The organism is Paraburkholderia largidicola, assembly GCF_013426895.1.
In the GTDB taxonomy this organism is placed as follows: Bacteria; Pseudomonadota; Gammaproteobacteria; order Burkholderiales; family Burkholderiaceae; genus Paraburkholderia; species Paraburkholderia largidicola.
This window is the reverse complement of the sequence record NZ_AP023174.1, coordinates 885,063-902,683: the sequence shown is the minus strand read 5'-3', so window position 1 is coordinate 902,683 and position 17,621 is coordinate 885,063. Positions and strand designations below refer to the sequence as shown.

General features: G+C 65.1%; 12 protein-coding genes. 8 read left to right on the top strand and 4 right to left on the bottom strand.

Going from position 1 to position 17,621, the window contains the following annotated elements; genetic code table 11:
- Window positions 1-55: 55 nt before the first annotated feature.
- Entirely contained in the window at window positions 56-1,357 is a 1,302-nt protein-coding gene (locus PPGU16_RS04020) for an MFS transporter (protein WP_180721807.1), read from the bottom strand.
- 425 nt (window positions 1,358-1,782) lie between these two features.
- Between PPGU16_RS04020 and PPGU16_RS04015 the strand changes: the two genes are divergently transcribed.
- Together PPGU16_RS04015 and PPGU16_RS04010 are read left to right on the top strand one after the other, a co-directional pair.
- The gene (locus tag PPGU16_RS04015) at window positions 1,783-2,340 is read left to right on the top strand and encodes a GNAT family N-acetyltransferase (RefSeq protein WP_180721806.1); all 558 of its coding nucleotides are present in this window, start codon (window positions 1,783-1,785) and stop codon (window positions 2,338-2,340) included.
- 206 nt (window positions 2,341-2,546) lie between these two features.
- On the top strand, window positions 2,547-3,659 hold the full coding sequence (locus tag PPGU16_RS04010) for a hypothetical protein (protein WP_180721805.1): 1,113 nt from the start codon (window positions 2,547-2,549) through the stop codon (window positions 3,657-3,659).
- A 148-nt stretch (window positions 3,660-3,807) separates the two neighbouring features.
- On the opposite strand, the gene PPGU16_RS04005 is transcribed toward PPGU16_RS04010, so the two are convergent.
- The 3 genes from PPGU16_RS04005 to PPGU16_RS03995 all read right to left on the bottom strand — a co-directional run bounded on the left by PPGU16_RS04005 (window position 3,808) and on the right by PPGU16_RS03995 (window position 8,166).
- Window positions 3,808-4,551: a DUF2968 domain-containing protein gene (locus PPGU16_RS04005; RefSeq protein ID WP_180721804.1), complete on the bottom strand. Its 744-nt coding sequence runs from the start codon at window positions 4,549-4,551 to the stop codon at window positions 3,808-3,810.
- Window positions 4,552-4,814: 263 nt separating this feature from the next.
- Complete coding sequence (locus PPGU16_RS04000) at window positions 4,815-6,248, bottom strand: gamma-glutamyl-gamma-aminobutyrate hydrolase family protein (RefSeq protein WP_180721803.1); 1,434 nt, start codon at window positions 6,246-6,248, stop codon at window positions 4,815-4,817.
- Between the two features lie 160 nt (window positions 6,249-6,408).
- Window positions 6,409-8,166, bottom strand: coding sequence for a cation:proton antiporter (locus PPGU16_RS03995; RefSeq protein ID WP_180721802.1), 1,758 nt, complete (start codon window positions 8,164-8,166; stop codon window positions 6,409-6,411).
- 204 nt (window positions 8,167-8,370) lie between these two features.
- On the opposite strand from PPGU16_RS03995, the gene PPGU16_RS03990 reads away from it, so the two are divergent.
- The 6 genes from PPGU16_RS03990 to PPGU16_RS03965 all read left to right on the top strand — a co-directional run bounded on the left by PPGU16_RS03990 (window position 8,371) and on the right by PPGU16_RS03965 (window position 17,615).
- Window positions 8,371-9,759, top strand: a complete 1,389-nt coding sequence (locus tag PPGU16_RS03990) for an amidase (protein ID WP_180721801.1) — start codon at window positions 8,371-8,373, stop codon at window positions 9,757-9,759.
- Between the two features lie 98 nt (window positions 9,760-9,857).
- The gene (locus tag PPGU16_RS03985; protein WP_180721800.1) at window positions 9,858-10,364 is read left to right on the top strand and encodes a disulfide bond formation protein B; all 507 of its coding nucleotides are present in this window, start codon (window positions 9,858-9,860) and stop codon (window positions 10,362-10,364) included.
- 1,027 nt (window positions 10,365-11,391) lie between these two features.
- Entirely contained in the window at window positions 11,392-12,927 is a 1,536-nt protein-coding gene (xdhA, locus tag PPGU16_RS03980) for a xanthine dehydrogenase small subunit (protein WP_180721799.1), read from the top strand.
- Complete coding sequence (gene xdhB / locus PPGU16_RS03975) at window positions 12,924-15,353, top strand: xanthine dehydrogenase molybdopterin binding subunit (RefSeq protein WP_180721798.1); 2,430 nt, start codon at window positions 12,924-12,926, stop codon at window positions 15,351-15,353. The genes xdhA and xdhB overlap by 4 nt, the downstream gene beginning before the upstream one ends.
- Before the next feature lie 99 nt (window positions 15,354-15,452).
- The gene (gene xdhC / locus PPGU16_RS03970; RefSeq protein WP_180721797.1) at window positions 15,453-16,463 is read left to right on the top strand and encodes a xanthine dehydrogenase accessory protein XdhC; all 1,011 of its coding nucleotides are present in this window, start codon (window positions 15,453-15,455) and stop codon (window positions 16,461-16,463) included.
- Window positions 16,464-16,574: 111 nt separating this feature from the next.
- Window positions 16,575-17,615 (top strand): adenosine deaminase, encoded by a 1,041-nt coding sequence (locus PPGU16_RS03965; RefSeq protein ID WP_180721796.1) that lies wholly within the window; start codon window positions 16,575-16,577, stop codon window positions 17,613-17,615.
- Window positions 17,616-17,621 lie beyond the last annotated feature (6 nt).

Sequence of the window (17,621 nt, the reverse complement as noted above, 5' to 3'; positions counted from 1 at the left end):
AACAAAAACCCCCGCACGCGTGCGGGGGTTTTTGTTTGGCGGGTGCGACGAACGCTTACGCCGTCCGATACTGGTTGCGCGCTTCCGGCGTGCGATACAGCACGAGCGTCGCGATCAGGCCGCAGACGGCCGCAACGCTCATCCACAGGCCGGGCGCCGCCTTGTTGCCCGTCGAGTGGATCAGATAGGTCGCGATAGCAGGCGTAAAGCCGCCGATCGTCGTCGCGAGGCTGTACGCCAGCGAGAAGCCAGCCGTGCGCACGTCCGCCGGCATCACTTCCGTCAGCGCGACGACCATGCCGCCGTTGTAGCAGCCGTACAGGAACGACAGCCACAGTTCGACCATCAAGAGGCGCGCGAACGACGGATCGGCGACGAGCCATTGCACAGCGGGATACGACGTCAGGATCGTGAGGATCGTAAACGTCAGCAGCACGGGACGGCGGCCGATGCGGTCCGAGATCGCGCCCGACACGGGTAGCCAGACCAGGTTCGATACGCCGATGCAGACGGTCACGATCAGCGTGTCGATCGACGACAGTTTCAGGACTTCCTTGCCGAAGGTCGGCGTGTACGCGGTGATCATGTAGAACGACACCGTCGTCATGATGACCATGCCCATGCCGCCGAGCACGACGCCCCAGTTCTGCAGCATCGACGCGAAAATCTCGCTGACCGACGGACGGTGCTTCTTCGCGAGGAACTCGTCCGTCTCCTTCAGCGAACGGCGGATGATGAACAGGAACGGCACGATCAGACAGCCGATCAGGAACGGCACGCGCCAGCCCCAGGACGTCATCTGGTCGGCGGGCAGCATGCGGTTCAGGATCACGCCGATCAGCGCGGCGAACACGACGGCTACCTGCTGGCTGCCCGATTGCCACGAGCAATAGAAGCCCTTGTTGCCCTTCGTCGCGATCTCCGACAGATAGACCGACACGCCGCCCAGCTCCACGCCGGCCGAGAAGCCTTGCAGCAAGCGCCCGAGCAGCACGAGCACGGGCGCGAGCACGCCGATCGTCGCGTAGCCGGGAATCGCGGCGACCGTCAACGTGCCGAGCGCCATCAGCGCGAGCGTCAGGATCAGGCCCTTGCGGCGGCCATGATGGTCGATGTACGCGCCGAGCACGATCGCGCCGAGCGGACGCATCAGGAAGCCTGCGCCGAACACCGACAACGACAGCATCAGCGATGCGAACTCATTGCCGCTCGGAAAATACGTCTTCGCAATGGCCGCGGCGTAATAGCCGTAGACCATGAAGTCGTACATTTCCAGGAAGTTGCCGCTGACGACGCGGAATACGGTGCGGACCTTGGATTCGTCCGTCGCTACATGAGCATGGGATGCAGTTGCCATGACCTTCTCGAAATGAGCCCGCTGTCTGCAGGAACAGACAGCGTTGGGCAGTTCAAACGATCCGCGAAAACGGCGCGGATGCCCGGTCCGGCTGGGCCGGGTTGCGTCTGCACCCGTCAGGGCGCGGCGCGTTGCGTGGGCGCGGTATTCTCATGCGGCAAATGCTGTCGAGATATCAGGGTAAACGTGATATTTCGCTTACAACATGTGCCTGACGTGATAATAACGTTACTCCGAACGACGTGCATTTAATACAATCTGCTTACAATCGCGCTCTTCCAAGAAAATTCTTCCGATGCGGTTTTCTCCCGGCAAGTCGCGCCAGGGTGACGCCGGGCGACATGCGCCGTATCGTGACTCTCTGTGACTCTTTTGCCGCCTGCCAACGGCCGACCCGTTCCTTTCTACCGCGCACCACCGCCGCAATGTCCGATTCCGCTTCGCTGCCCGCTCTTTCGTCCCTCACGCTGCGCCCCGCGACCGAGGCCGACGCCGATCTCATCGCCGCCATCCATAGCGCGAGCTGGCAGGCGACCTATCGCGGGCTGCTGCCGGATGCATTTCTCGACGGCGAAGTCACGCAGGAGCGGGCGTCGTACTGGCGCGCGCGGATGTCGGCGCCCGGCGCCGAACGACGCATCGTGCTGGTCGCGGAGCGTGCGGGCGAGCCGGTCGGCTTCGTGTGCGTCGAACGCCAGCCGGATTCGCCGTGGGGCGTGCTGCTCGACAATCTGCACGCGCTGCCCGCGCACCAGGGAATCGGCGCGGGCAAGCTGCTGATGCGTGCCGCGCAGGACTGGGCGCGCGAGCATGGCGAGGCGCAACTGTATCTGTATGTGCTGGAAGGCAATGCGCCCGCGATCGCGTTCTATGAACGGCAAGGCTGGCAGTTTTCGGGCGCCGAGCCCGATCAGATGGGTGGCGTCGACATCACGGCGTTGCGGTATGTCTATCGCCTGAACCGCGAATCGACAGATTATTAAGATAACTAACTATTTCAGATTGATCTGATGTCTGATTGGCACTTTGCCTGCCAACATACCGCGACCCAACGCCTCGACGGCACCGTGGACATGCGCCGCGTTCTCGTCTGCTGTTGTCTGCCGCTTCGAGGCTAAAAAATCGCGAACAACAACGAGGCGAAGCCGTGTCGACACCCCCACTCACATTAGTAGTCGGCGAAATCAGAATGCCGCGCCTCCGCCCTCTTGAGCTGGTGTCGCGCTCTCTCGGCCGCGAATGGTCGCTGCTGCCGCCCAACGTGAGTTTTCGCACGGAACTGAAGGCGCTGTACGCCGCCATGCTGCGCACGTTCTGCCTGAGCGCGGACGCCATTCGTACGATGTGCCGCTGGGATCCACAAAGTCTGCGACAGCAATCCGCCATGACGGCCACACCGGATGCTGCCACGCCCAGCACGATTTCATTGGACATGCGTCATCCGACGCACTCGCCGATTCGTGAGAGCCGGCAATGGAACATGCTTGCGGGCAGTGCATGTGCGATCGGCGGCGTAGCCGCGATTGCGTGGCTGATGGCGAGCCACCCGCGACAGCCTGCGTCGCCGACGCTCGCCGCCGCGCCCGAAGTGACGCTCAACCCCGCTGCGAATCAGGCAGGAACCGTGCGCAGCCGTTCTGGCAATATCGAACGCCCTGCCGATGCGCCCCTTGCGTGGAATCGCGCGCGCAGTGATCTGACGGCGCGCAAACCGGACGGGAGCCGAGTGATTAACACGTCGGGCAGTGACGCCGGACATGTTTCATCCAAGCTTACTGAGCCCGCATCGACGGAGACCAGCGCGGCTTCCGCTTCACGGATCACCACGGAGCGCGCGTCGCCCGTCGCTCCGCGCACTGTCGATGCATACGCAAGCGTCCCGCCGAAGAGCGCCAAGCCATCCACCATCGATAACGCTGCGCGAGATATGCGCAAAGCCCGCTCGACGAAGCGCGAGCGCAACGACCTTGCCAGTACGAGCGCGCGTCGCGTTCCACACGCGGTGGCCCGCGCGCTGGACGTCGCGTCGCGTCACGCTTTGCGAGCATCATCGGAAGCACCGCTTTCGACGGGACATCGCGCTCGCCACTTGCCGTCTGTCGCAGGCGACTATTCGCCTCTCGCGCCGTCGGCGCGCCTCAGTGGCGACTACGATTCCGTCACGATGTCGGCGGGCACGCATGTGCGGGACATCGCACCGAGCACGATCCGCCAGGACCGCGTCAAAACCAACAGCACAGAGTGGATGAACCACATGTCGCAGCGGCGGGTCACCGAGATCCCCGATAGCTTTTCGAAGTAACTCCGCGAGCGGCAGCGAATCCAAACCAGCCTTAAACAAAAAGGGCTGAGTCCAACGAATTCCGGACTCAGCCCTTTGCTCATTCACGCACAACCACCACTGCGTTTCACTGCCGCGAGGCCGTGCAGTTTCCACGCAGCAAACCCCGTCATCGGTTCCCCGGCAGCCCAGCCTCCGCCTGACGCTGCAACTGCAGCACCTGCTGCTGCAACTGACGCAATTGCGCCTGTGCCTTGTCCTTCTCGTCACGCAAGGCGAGCGTTTCGTCCTGCGTTTGCCGCTGATAGTCGGCGACCTTCGCTTCCTGGGCACGTGCCACTTCGATATCCGCCTGCAGCCGCTGCGCGCGCGCCTGTGATTCGCCGATCACCCGCTCGATCGACGCCTTCTGCGCCTGCAACTGCGTGCGGCGGATCTCGACGTCCGCGAGTTGCGCCGTTTGCCGCGCGAAGCCCGCATAGATCGATTCAGCACGCCCCTGGTCGGACGTCCTGATGACGCGCCAGAAATGCTTCTCCTGAAACAGCGCGACGTAATAGGTCATGCTCTGCGCGTGGAAGAACAGCGAAGCGCCATAACCGCCGTTGTACGTGGTGCGCATTTCCGTCAGCCCACCGTCGTGGATCAGTTGCATCAGATCGGCGACATCGCCTTGTACGCTGCCACCTGTGTCGGCATTCGGGTCGAGGCCGGGTGCGCTGGCCATATCCTCGGCGGAACCTGCATCGCTTTGGGTGTCCGGCGCGTCGGCTGATGCGACTTTCGCCGCGCCCGCGCTCACGACGCCCGCTCCTGCCGCCGACTTGCTGGCCGCCAGCGCGACGCCGCCATGCATGAGCGCACAAGCAAGCGTGAGTGAGGCCATGCGGCGCAGATCGAGGGGGTACTTCATACGTCGATACTCCATGCGTATCCGGAAACAGCCTCGGATTATCGCGCGGAATCTGCCCTTTCTGACGCGCCGTGACAGGACTTTAAATCGAGATGAACGGACAACTAAGCAATACGATGCGCAATCGCAAAACATCGTAAAAACGCTCGTTGTTTCTCAAGCAAATGCGTTTGCAACCAGGCGCCGCGACACGCAGCGAGTAGAAGTGAAAAACGCGAGCGAGCCTCAGCGGCCCGCTCGCGTTCGATCCAACCACGCGGCAATCAGAAACGCGTTTCGCGCGCGACCCGCAGGAACGTGTCGAGCAGCGGCGTGCAATCGAGCAGTTCGGGACCGCCCGCCCGGTGGAACTCAGGGTGCCACTGCACGCCCATCACGAACGGCGCGCGCCGGTAGCGCACGGCTTCGATGATGCCGTCCGTCCCGGACACCGCCTCGATGTTCAGATCGCGTCCCAGCTGGTTGACCGCCTGGTGGTGAATCGAGTTGACGATCGCCTCGCGCCGGCCCGGGAACATGTTGACGAGCGTCGAGCCTTCGGGGAAGTGAATCGAGTGACGATGCTGGTCGTAGTGTTCGTTGACGTGGATGCCCGCCGTCGGCACATCCGTCGCGATGTCCTGATACAGCGTGCCGCCGAACGCGACGTTGATCAGCTGACAGCCGCGGCACACGCCGAGCACGGGCTTGCCCGACTCGATGAACTCATGCAGCAGTTCCAGCTCGTACATGTCTCGCACGCGATCGCCGGGCCATTCGGGCCGCGTCGCCACCTCCGCGTACGACTGCGGCGACACGTCGGCGCCGCCTTGCAGCAGCAGACCGTCCAGATGCTTGGCGTAGTCACGCAGGCGGATGTTGCTCGGGTGCAGCATCCCCTGATGGCCGACGGTCGGAATCATGAAGACCAGTACGTCGCGCGACATCACCCAGTGCGCGATCGACTCCTCCAGATACTGCAGCGTCTTGCCGCGCAGCCCCTTCGCGCCCGGCTCCGGGTGAAAGATCCGCGCCGATACGCCGATGCGCAACGTGCGCTGCGTGATCCTGCGGCCCGCGCGGTCGAAAATCTGCCGCGCGCGCGCCGCGATGATCCGTCCGAACACGGACCACGCCGAATCGTTGTGCTTCAGATACGCAGGTGGCCCCGGCGGATAGGCGCTTGCCGGTGGCGGATTGGTTGCGCTGAAGTCCGGCGCCGAGCCGAAGCCCGGCGGCGGCGTGCCGCTTTTGCCCGATGCGCCGAGCGTGCCATCCGGCTCGCCGCCCGCCGGCGTTTTCGCGGGAGCGTCCGCTGCACCGGCCGTCGCGCCTGACGCAGCGCCCGCGGCCGGCGCGCTCGCCGACGCGGCCGTGGCGGCCGCCCGTTCCGCGTTCGACACCACCGACTGCACTCGCGCCGCTGCTTCCTGCTGCGCGCTAGCCTGCGCGGCGCTCGTGCGCGCCTGCTCGGCGTCGCGTCGCTGTGCGGCGGCGGCGTTCTCGGGCGTCACGTTGGAGGCGCTTTCGGGGGAATCGGTGGAAGCCGCTTCTTTGGCTTCGCGTGCGGGAGTGGGCGTAGGCGTTGGGCCCAATGAAGCGCCCGAGGGAATCGATGAAGGGGCCGGTGACGATGGCGACCCGGCTGCGCCGGATTGGCTCGTCGAAGGAGATGGTGTGCCGGGTGTGCCGGCGTTATCGGAGTTGTTCTCGCTCATGACTGTTTGACAGACGCGTCTTCGCGCGCGAACGATTAGACATATCTCATTATCCGCCTCGCGCCCCAGCGGGGCAAACCAGCACACAATTCGTCACATCAGGACACAACATGCAACCTTGCGCGAACGTGTCTCAATCGGCCGACGCGGACGTACCGCTTCATGGATCGGGCTGCTCATCGAAGGTCTCGCGCAGCGCGATCTGCATGGTTGCGTGAATCCGCACGCACCAGCGCCACAACAGCGTCAGCAGCAACGCGGCGACGACCAGCACGGCGACGAGCAGGCCCGTCGGCGGCAGGATCGTGCTCGACAGCGCCGCGACGAGCAGGAACACGCCTAGCATCGAAACGACAGGCACGAGGTCCGAAATGGCGTAGCGGATCGCGCTCGTGAAGCGCCCGGCCTTCGCCGGCTGCACGCTGATTTCGGCCAGCAGCAGCGCAAGCGACTTGGTCTTCCGGTAGACGGCGACGAGAAACGGCAGCGAGACGAGCAGCGCCGCGCTCCACAGCACGACGCGCTGCATCGGTTCGGACGGCAGCCATTTCTCAATGAATCCACTGCCGTAAGGCGCTCCATAAGACGCGCCCAGAAAAACCGCCGCGACGATCGCGAGATTGACCGCGATCTGCAGAATGATCCGACGCGTGAGGCCGAAGACGGTCGGCTCGCCTGACGCCGGCCGCAGACTGCCGAGCCACTGCCCGTACATGCCGAACACATTGGCGACCGTGCGCGGCATCGCGCGGCCGAGGCGCTGCGTGAGCGGGTCGGCCGCGCGGATCAGGTAGGGCGTGAAGAGCGTCGTCAGCGCGGAGACGGCGACGGCGATCGGATAGAGGAACGCGCTCGTCACCTTCAGCGTGAGGCCGAGCGACGCGATGATGAACGAGAACTCGCCGATCTGCGACACCGTCATGCCTACGCGCATCGCCGTGCGCCCGTCCTTGCCCGCGAGGAAGGTGCCGAGTCCGCACGAGACGATCTTGCCGAGAATCACCGCGACCGTGATGACGGCAATCGGCCATGCGTAGTCGACCAGCACGGCGGGGTTGAGCATCAGCCCGATGGTCACGAAGAAGATTGCCGAGAACGCGTCGCGCAGCGGCGCGATCAGGTGCTCGATGCGATGCAGATGGCGCGACTCGGCCATGATCGCGCCGATCAGGAACGCGCCGAGCGCGATGCTGTAGTCGAGCTTGACGACCAGCAGGCAGAACGCGAAGCAGAAGCCCAGCACGGAGACGAGCAGCATCTCGTCGCTCTGCGACTTCGCGACGTAATTGAGCGCGCGCGGCACGACCAGAATGCCGACCACCAGCGACACCGTCATGAACAGCAGCAGTTTGCCGAGCGTGACGAACGCGACACCCGCCGACAATTCTCCCGTCTGCGCGATGCCCGACAGCAGCACGAGCATCGCGATGGCCAGAATGTCCTCGACGATCAGAATGCCGAACACCAGTTGCGCGAAGCTCTCGCGCTTGAGGCCCAGTTCGGAGAGCGCCTTGACGATGATGGTGGTCGACGAAATAGCGAGGATCGCGCCGAGAAAGAGCGAATCCATCGAACTCCAGCCAAACGCGCTGCCGATCTCATAGCCGATCCACAGCATCAGCACGATCTCCGACAGCGCAGCGACGATGGCCGTCGCGCCGACCTTGAACAGCTTGCGCAGGCTGAATTCCAGACCGAGCGAAAACATCAGGAACACGACGCCGAGTTCACCCAGCGTCTGGATGGTCTGCTCGTCGTGGATCAGCTGGAACGGCGGCGTGTACGGCCCGATGATCACGCCCGCTGCTATATAGCCGAGCACTACCGGCTGTTTCAGGCGATGGAACAGCACGGTGACGACGCCGGCGAGCGCCATCACGACTGCCAGATCCTGAATGAAGCCGATGCCGTGGTGCATAGTCTTGTTCCTTACAAAAAGTAATCCAGAACGCGATGGTAACGCACGAACGGTTAAAAACGATTTAGCGCAGCACGAAGAAAGGATACAAACCCGAGCTTGCGGTGAAACTTGCGCGGCGCGGCGCGGTCATCATGCAGTCGCGCCAATCTCGCCCGACGCGTCACAATACGGTTCCCGACTGCCGACCTTCGATCTCACGCCATGACCACCGCCACGTCACCCGAATCCACGCCCTTCCCGCCGCTCGCCCAGATCGCCGCCGATCTCGCCGCCGGCCGCACGACCAGCCGCGCGCTCGTCGAAGCCGCGCTCGAACGCATCGCCGATCCCGCCGGCCAGGGCGCGGCCGTCTTCATGCAGGTCGACGCCGGCAACGCCCGCGCCACCGCCGACGCGCACGACCGCCTGCGCGCGGCGGGCACCGTGCTGTCGCCGCTCGCGGGCATTCCCGTGTCGGTGAAGGACCTGTTCGACATCGAAGGCCAGGTGACGCGGGCCGGCTCGACGGCGCTGGCGAACGCCGCGCCCGCAACCTCGGACGCGCCCGCCGTCGCGCGGCTCAAGCGCGCGGGCGCCGTGATCGTCGGACGCACGAACATGAGCGAGTTCGCGTTCTCCGGCCTCGGTCTCAATCCGCACTACGGCAACCCGCTGTCGCCGTACCGGCGCGGCGTGAAAGGCGACGAGCGGGTGTCGGGCGGATCGTCGTCGGGCGCGGCGGCGTCGGTGGCGGACGGCATGGCGGCCGTGGCGCTCGGCAGCGACACGGGCGGCTCGCTGCGCATTCCCGCCGCGCTGTGCGGCCTGACGGGCTTCAAGCCGACCGCCGACCGCGTGCCGAAGCAAGGCGGCGTGCCGCTTTCGCCGACGCTCGACGCGTTCGGTCCGATCGGCGCGACGGTCGCGTGCTGCGCGCTCGTCGACCGGATTCTCGCGGGGCTGGAGCCTGTCGTTCCGGCGGCGCGACCGCTCGAAGGCGTGCGCCTCGGCGTGCTGAACCATTACGTGACGGACGATATCGAGCCGGAAGTCGCGCAGGCTTACGACGCCGCCCTCAAGCATCTGGAGGCGGCGGGCGCGATCGTCAGCGACGTGCGCTTTGCGCCGCTCGACCGGCTCGCCACGATCAACCGCTTCGGCTTTTCGCCGATCGAAGCCTACGCGTGGCACCGGCCGCTGCTCGAAGCTCAGCGCGACGCCTACGATCCGCGCGTGCTCGCGCGCATCCTGAAGGGCCAGCCGGCGACGGCCGCCGATTATCTCGACCTGCTCGCCGAACGCGCCGCCGTGCTCGCCGAGGCGCGCACGATGTGGCAGCGCTTCGACGCCGTCGTCGCGCCGACCGTGCCGATCGTGCCGCCGCGCGTCGCCGGCCTGGTCGATGACGACGAGGCGTTCTTCCGCGCCAACGGCCTCGTGCTGCGCAACCCGAGCGCGTTCAATTTCCTCGATGCGTGCGCGATCTCGCTGCCGTGCCATCCGCGCGGCAGCGCGCCCGTCGGCCTGATGCTGGCTGCCGCGCCGCACGCAGACGACGCGCTGCTGGGAATAGGACGGGCCGTCGAAGCGGTATTGAATACGATTCGCTGACGCACCCGGTGTGGTGCTTGCGGAGGCACCGGCATACGCCGCGGGCTTCGGCTAGAATCGCCGCACCCTTTTACCGAACTTCCACCGCTAGCAGGATCATGATTATCGATAACGTTACATTGCGCCGCGAGCGCAGTCTGCTCGTACTACTCGGTCTCGTCTGTCTCGCGCTCGTGGGGGGCGCGCTGTATCTGCAGTTCGTCGAGCACGAAGATCCGTGTCCGTTGTGCATCATCCAGCGCTATTTCTACCTGCTGATCGCGATTTTCGCGTTTCTCGGCGCGCGACTGCGCGGCTGGACGGGCGTCAGGCTGCTCGAAGTGCTCGCGCTGCTGTCGGCGCTCGGCGGGCTGCTGACGGCCGCCCGGCACGTGTATGTGCAGTCGCATCCGAACTTCAGCTGCGGGTTCGATGCGTTGCAGCCGATCGTCGACGGCTTGCCGCCGGCGCATTGGCTGCCGAGCGTGTTCAAGGTCGCCGGCCTGTGCGAGACGCCGTATCCGCCGATTCTTGGGATTTCCTTGCCCGGATGGTCGTTGATCGGGTTCGTGGTCGCGTTTCTTGCGCTGGCGTTTAGTCTTTGGCGGAATCGCCGCGCTCGGTAAGCGGGTTTTCGAGGTTTTTCTCGGGGATGGATTTGGTCCGCGGTTTGATTTTGCTTTGCGCTGGCATCCGCGTGATGTTATTGGTTCGCTAGCGTTGCCCCTGTGCGGGGCGGCACCTACTTTTCTTTGCCGCCGCAAAGAAAAGTAGGCAAAAGAAAGCGGCTCACACCGCCAATCCTTGTTCCTGCCTGAGGGCCCCCACAGGGTCTTACGCTTCACACGGCAACCACGTGACCCACGTTCGTTGCCAGCGCTCTTGCGATGCGCCTCACCCGCTTCACGCTCCCGCGCTACAGCACGCCGGCCCAGACAGTCCACGGCCGCCCAGGTGGCAAACTGTGTGTAGGCCCCTGGTGCTTCACACGCCTCACTCCGGACCGGTAGCGCATGCGTCCCACGCTGTAAGAGCGCCAGGCTATACGACGCGACAACCTACACACAGTTTGCCACCTGGGCGGCGTCGACCATTCGCTGCCGCTGGCCTTGGTGCGGGAGTCTGACGCGGGTGATGAGCACATTCATAGCGTTGGCAACGGGCACGAGCCAAAACACTGCCGTGTGAAGGATGGGGACGTTGGGGGCCCGTGGACAAGCACACGGGCTGGCGGTGTGAGCCGCTTTCTTTTGCCTACTTTTCTTTGCGGCGGCAAAGAAAAGTAGGTGCCGCCCCGCACAGGGGCAACGCTAGCAAACCAATAACATCACGCGGATGCCAGCAAAAGCACAAGCACAAACAAACCACCCAGCATCGCAGACCAGCAAACCAGAATCAACCCGCGTACGCCAGCAAAAACCCAACCCCAACCCCCGCCCCACAAGGCTCCGCACGAAATTCGCGCAAATCTCGGCGCGTTGCGCCCCCTCTCTTATGAGCCCCGCCGAATAACCCCCATTCGCGCAGGGAAATATTTTTGGGACAAAGTGGTGTTATGTTCGAGCATGGATGGCGATCTACGTGCGCGAGGCCGGCTACGGCGCGACCCCATGCGTAACGCGCGCCCGGTCCGCAATGTCTTCAGGATTCGCCGTGACAACGCAAACCATCCGCTTCTATCACCAGGGGACCGTCCGCGAGATCAGCGGCACGCCCGCTTCGCGCACCGTGCTCCAGCACCTGCGCGAAGACCTGTACTGCACGGGCACCAAGGAAGGTTGCGCGGAAGGCGATTGCGGCGCCTGCACGGTCGTCGTCGGTGAACTCGATGCGCGCGGGCAACTGGCGCTCAAAGCCGTCAATGCGTGCATTCAGTTCCTGCCGACCCTCGACGGCAAGGCACTCTTCACGGTCGAAGACCTGCGTGCCGCGAGCGGCGTGCTGCACCCGGTTCAGGAGGCGCTGGTCGACTGCCACGGCTCGCAGTGCGGGTTCTGCACGCCGGGCTTCGCGATGTCGATGTGGGCGCTGTACGAGAACCAGCCCGCAGGCGCCGGCCTGCCGACGCGCGACGAAATCAACACCGCCCTCTCCGGCAATCTGTGCCGCTGCACCGGCTACCGGCCGATCGTCGAAGCGTCGCAGAAGATGTTCGACGAGCAGCAATACCCGCGCGTCGCACTCGACCGCGCCGCCGTCGTCAAGGCCTTGCAATCGATCCAGCGCAACGACACCTTCGAATACCGCGCGCCCGACACACGCGGCACCGACTACGGCAGCCCGGCCTTCTTCGCGCCCGTCACGCTCGACGCGTTTGCCGCGCTGCGCGCGCAGCATCCGCATGCCCGCCTGCTGGCTGGCAGCACCGACGTCGGCCTGTGGGTCACCAAGCAGTTCCGCGATCTCGGCGACATCCTGTATATCGGCAACGTCGCCGAACTGAAGACGATCGACCGCGATGCGCAGACGCTCACGATCGGCGCGGCGGTATCGCTGGAAGACGCGTACGCCGCGCTGACCGCCGACTATCCCGAACTTGCCGAATTGTGGACGCGCTTCGCGTCGCTGCCGATCCGCAATGCAGGCACGCTCGGCGGCAACGTCGCGAACGGTTCGCCCATCGGCGATTCGATGCCGGCGCTGATCGCGCTCAATGCGCTCGTCGTGCTGCAGCGCGAGCGCAAGACGCGCGCGCTGCCGCTCGATGCGTTCTACGTCGGCTACCAGAAGACGGCGCTCGAACCCGGCGAGTTCGTCGCGGCGATCCGCGTGCCGCGTCCCGCGCCGGATTTGCGCTTTCGCACGTACAAGGTCGCGAAGCGCTACGACCAGGACATCTCGGCCGTATGCGGCGCGTTTGCGCTGCGCATCGCCGACGGCGTGATCGCCGACGCGCGCATCGCGTTCGGTGGCGTGGCCGCGAAGTCGAAGCGCGCGCCGCACGCCGAGGCCGCACTCAAAGGCGCGCCGTGGGACGCCGCCACCACGCAACGCGCGATGGACACGCTCGCCGCCGACTATCAACCGCTTACCGATATGCGCGCGACCAGCGCCTATCGGCTGAAAGTCGCGCGCAATCTGCTGTGGCGCTTCCATCTGGAAACGCGCGACGCCAATCCGCTCGCGCTGTGCGACGTCAACGCGTTTGCATTCGACGCAGCCGCGAGCGCGCAGGAGCAGAGGCCATGAACAAGCAGACGGAAGCCTTCGTGCATCACGCGTCGCTGGCCACACACGACGTGCAAGCTGCCATCGGCGTGCCGTTGCCGCACGAATCGGCGACGCTGCACGTGAGCGGCGAAGCAACCTACACCGACGACATCCCCGAACTTGCGCAGACGCTGCACGCGGCGCTCGGTTTGTCGCGGCATGCGCATGCGCGCATCGTGTCGCTGGATCTCGATGCCGTGCGCGCGGCACCCGGCGTCGTCGCCGTACTGACCGTCGACGACATCCCCGGTGAAAACAACTGCGGCCCCGTGCTGCACGACGACCCGATTCTCGCCGACGGCGAAGTGCTGTATCTCGGCCAGCCCGTCTTCATCGTCGTTGCGCAGAGTCATGAGTTGGCGCGGCGCGCGGCGGCGCTCGCGAAGAGCGACGACGTGGTGCGCTACGAGCCGCTCGAAGCCGTGCTCACCGCTGCCGAAGCGAAAGCGAAGAAGCAGTACGTGCTGCCGCCGCTGCACCTGAAGCGCGGTACGCCCGCCGAGAAGATCGCGCAGGCGCCGCACCGGATCGCGGGCACGTTCGAAGTCGGCGGGCAAGAGCAGTTCTATCTGGAAGGCCAGGTTGCGTATGCGGTGCCGAAGGAAATGGACGGCATGCTCGTCTACAGCTCGACGCAGCATCCGAGCGAGATGCAACACGTCGTCGCGCACATGTTCGGCTGGCCGACGCATAGCGTGATGTGCGAATGCCGGCGCATGGGCGGCGGCTTCGGCGGCAAGGAATCGCAGTCGGCGCTGTTTGCGTGCGCGGCGTCGCTGGCGGCGCACCGCTTACGCCGCCCCGTGAAGCTGCGCGCCGATCGCGACGACGACTTCATGATCACAGGCAAGCGTCACGACGCGATCTACGAATACGAAGCCGGCTTCGACGACGACGGCCGCATTCTCGGCGCGCGCGTCGAGATCGCGCTGCGCGCCGGGTTTTCGGCGGATCTGTCGGGCGCCGTCGCGACGCGCGCCGTGTGCCACTTCGACAACGCGTACTACCTGTCGGACGTCGATATCGTCGCGCTGCCTTGCAAGACGAATACGCAGTCGAACACCGCGTTTCGCGGCTTCGGCGGACCGCAGGGCGCGATCGTGATGGAAGTGATGATGGACGGCATTGCGCGCGAACTGAAGCGCGATCCGCTCGACGTGCGCCGCGCGAACTTCTATGGCATCGAAGAACGCAACGTGACACCGTACGGCCAGACCGTCGAAGACAACGTCATCGCGCCGCTGACGGATGAGCTGATCGAATCGAGCGACTACGCAGCGCGGCGCGCCGCGATTGCCGCGTTCAACGCGTCGAGCCCCGTGCTCAAGCGCGGCATCGCGTATTCGCCGGTGAAGTTCGGCATCTCGTTCAACGTGCCGTTCCTGAACCAGGCGGGCGCGCTCGTGCACGTCTACAAGGACGGCTCGGCGCTCGTGAATCACGGCGGCACCGAAATGGGCCAGGGGCTGAACACGAAAGTCGCGCAAGTGGTCGCGAACGCATTCGGCCTGCCGCTCTCGCGCGTGCGCGTGACGGCCACGGATACGTCGAAGGTAGCGAACACATCGGCGACGGCGGCATCGACGGGCAGCGACCTGAACGGCAAGGCCGCCGAAGCCGCCGCACACGCGATCCGCGAACGTCTCGCCGTGCTGGCGGCCAAAGAACTCGGCGGCAAAGCGGAAGACGTGATCTTCGAAAACGGCGAAGTGCGCGCGAACGGCGCGGCGATGCCGTTTGCGCAACTGGTCGGCGCGGCGTATCTGGCGCGTATCCAGTTGTGGTCCGACGGCTTCTATGCGACGCCGAAAGTGCATTGGGACGCGAAGACGCTGACGGGCCATCCGTTCTACTACTTCGCGTATGGCGCGGCGGTGTCCGAAGTCGTGATCGACACGTTGACGGGCGAATGGAAGCTCGTGCGCGCCGACGTGCTGCACGATGCCGGCCAGTCGATCAACCCCGCCATCGATCTCGGCCAGGTGGAAGGCGCGTTCATCCAGGGCATGGGCTGGCTGACGACGGAAGAGCTCTGGTGGAACCGCGACGGCCGGCTGATGACGCATGCGCCGTCGACGTACAAGATCCCCGCCGTCAGCGACACGCCCGCCGCGTTCAATGTGAAGCTGTACCACAACCCGAACGCTGAGCCGACTGTGTTCCGCTCGAAGGCTGTCGGCGAGCCGCCGTTGTTGCTGCCGTTCTCGGTGTTTCTCGCGATCCGCGATGCCGTCGCGGCCACCGCGCCCGATGCACCGCACGCGCCGGCGCTACGCGCGCCCGCGACGCCCGAAGCCATCCTCGATGCGATCGATGCGCTGAACCCTGCGACGCCCGCTGCAACAATCGCTGCAGCGGCCAGTCCAACGTCGCAGGAGCCTGCGGGCGCGGGCACGACCGCATAGCGATACACGTGTAAAGGTGCCGCGCGACACGACCGCAACGCACAGAAGATCAACCGGCTGCGCGGCCAACCCGCGCGGCCTCGTATGGAGAACCGCCGGATGCATGCCTGGCTCACCGATCTGCAGCAACTGCTCGCGCACGGCGACGCCGTCGTGCTGGTGACGGTCGCGCGCGCCGAAGGTTCGGCGCCACGCGATGCCGGCACGAAGATGATCGTCACGCGCGACTCCGCGCGCCATACGATCGGCGGCGGACATCTCGAATGGAAAGCGATCGAGAGCGCGCGCCGCGTGTTGCGCGACGGCATGCGCGCGCCGAACATGCGGCGACTCGAACGTTTCGCGCTCGGACCGAGCCTCGGCCAGTGCTGCGGCGGCGCGGTCGTGCTCGCGTTCGAGCGGCTCGATATCGCCGACCTGGGCTGGGTGACGTCGCTGGCCAAGCGCGTGGCGGCGGGCCATTCGATGGTGCGTAGCGTATCATTCGGCCCCGCACCCGATGCGGTGATGCTGTCCGATCCGGAACCGGGCGTCGAAAGCGCCGACTGTCTGCTGTGGGACGGCGCCGGCTTCGACGACAGCAGCGCGCTGCTCACCGAAACCATCGCGCCGCGCGACTTCCCCGTCGTGCTGTTCGGCGCGGGGCACGTGGGCGCCGCGCTCGTGCGCGTGCTCGCGACGCTGCCCTGCCACGTGCACTGGGTCGACGAACGCGACGCGCAGTTCCCGGCGCCCGACACACTGGGCGCGACGAACGTGACGATCGAGGCGAACGACGCACCCGACGAAGCGATCGACAAGGCCGCGCCGCGCACGTACTTCATCGTGATGACGCATAACCATGCGCTCGATCTCGATCTTGCCGAGCGCATTTTGCGGCGCGGCGACTTCGCGTTCTTCGGCATGATTGGCTCGCATACGAAGCGCAAGCAGTTCGAGCACCGGCTTGCAGCGCGCGGTTTCGATCCTGCCGCGGTTGCGCGGATGAAATGTCCGCTCGGCGTGGACGGCATCGTCGACAAGTCGCCGGAGATCATTGCGATTTCGGCGGCTGCGCAATTGCTGCAGGCCGTCGAGGCCAACGCGGCACACGCGGTGCAGGCGGTATAAACGGCCTGAACATCGAACGCGTATCGACCACGCATCTTCCGCATTGGGGGACGTCCGACCAGCCATCGGGCGTTGAATAAATCAACCGATAACCCGAATCATCGACCGACCATGACGACAATCACACTTTCCCCGCTAGCTCACAAGACGAACGGCGCACCGAAGGCCGAGCTGCATATTCATATCGAAGGCTCGCTCGAACCGGAGCTGATCTTCAAGCTGGCCGAACGCAATGGCGTGAAGCTCGCGTATGACTCGATCGACGCGCTGCGTGCCGCGTACGCGTTCACCGATCTGCAGTCGTTCCTCGACATCTACTATGCGGGCGCGAGCGTGCTGCTGAAGGAAGAAGACTTCTACGACATGACGATGGCCTATGTCGAGCGCGCGCTCGCGGACAACGTCGTGCATACGGAAATCTTCTTCGATCCGCAGACGCATACCGAGCGCGGCGTGCCGATCGCGACCGTGGTCGCGGGCATCGAGCGCGCGCTGGCCGAAGCGGAAACGCGCGGCCTCACGAGCAAGCTGATTCTGTGCTTCCTGCGGCACCTGTCCGAAGAGGATGCGCTCGCAACCTTCGACGAAGCGTTGCCGCTGTTCGACGAGTACAAGCACCGGCTTATCGGCGTCGGTCTCGATTCGTCGGAGCGCGGCCATCCGCCGTCGAAGTTCGAGCGTGTGTTCGCGAAGGCCCGCGACAAGGGTCTGAAGCTGGTCGCGCATGCGGGCGAAGAAGGTCCGCCGTCGTACATCTACGAAGCGCTCGATCTGCTGAAAGTGGACCGTGTCGATCATGGCGTGCGCAGCATCGAAGATCCGGCGCTCGTCGCGCGGCTTGCCGACACGCGCGTCGCGCTGACGGTGTGCCCGCTGTCGAACCTGAAGCTGTGCGTGTTCGACGACCTGACCAAACACACGTTGAAGGCGCTGCTCGATCAGGGCGTCGCCGTCACCGTCAATTCCGACGATCCCGCCTACTTCGGCGGCTACGTCAACGAAAACTACCTCGCGACGATCGATGCCCTCAAGCTCGACGACGACGAGGTGTACACGATCATCCGCAACAGCTTCGAAGCGTCGTTCGTGACGCCCGCGGAGCGCGACGCGATGATCGCCAAACTCGATGCGCACTGGCGCGCATCCGCTTGATCCCCG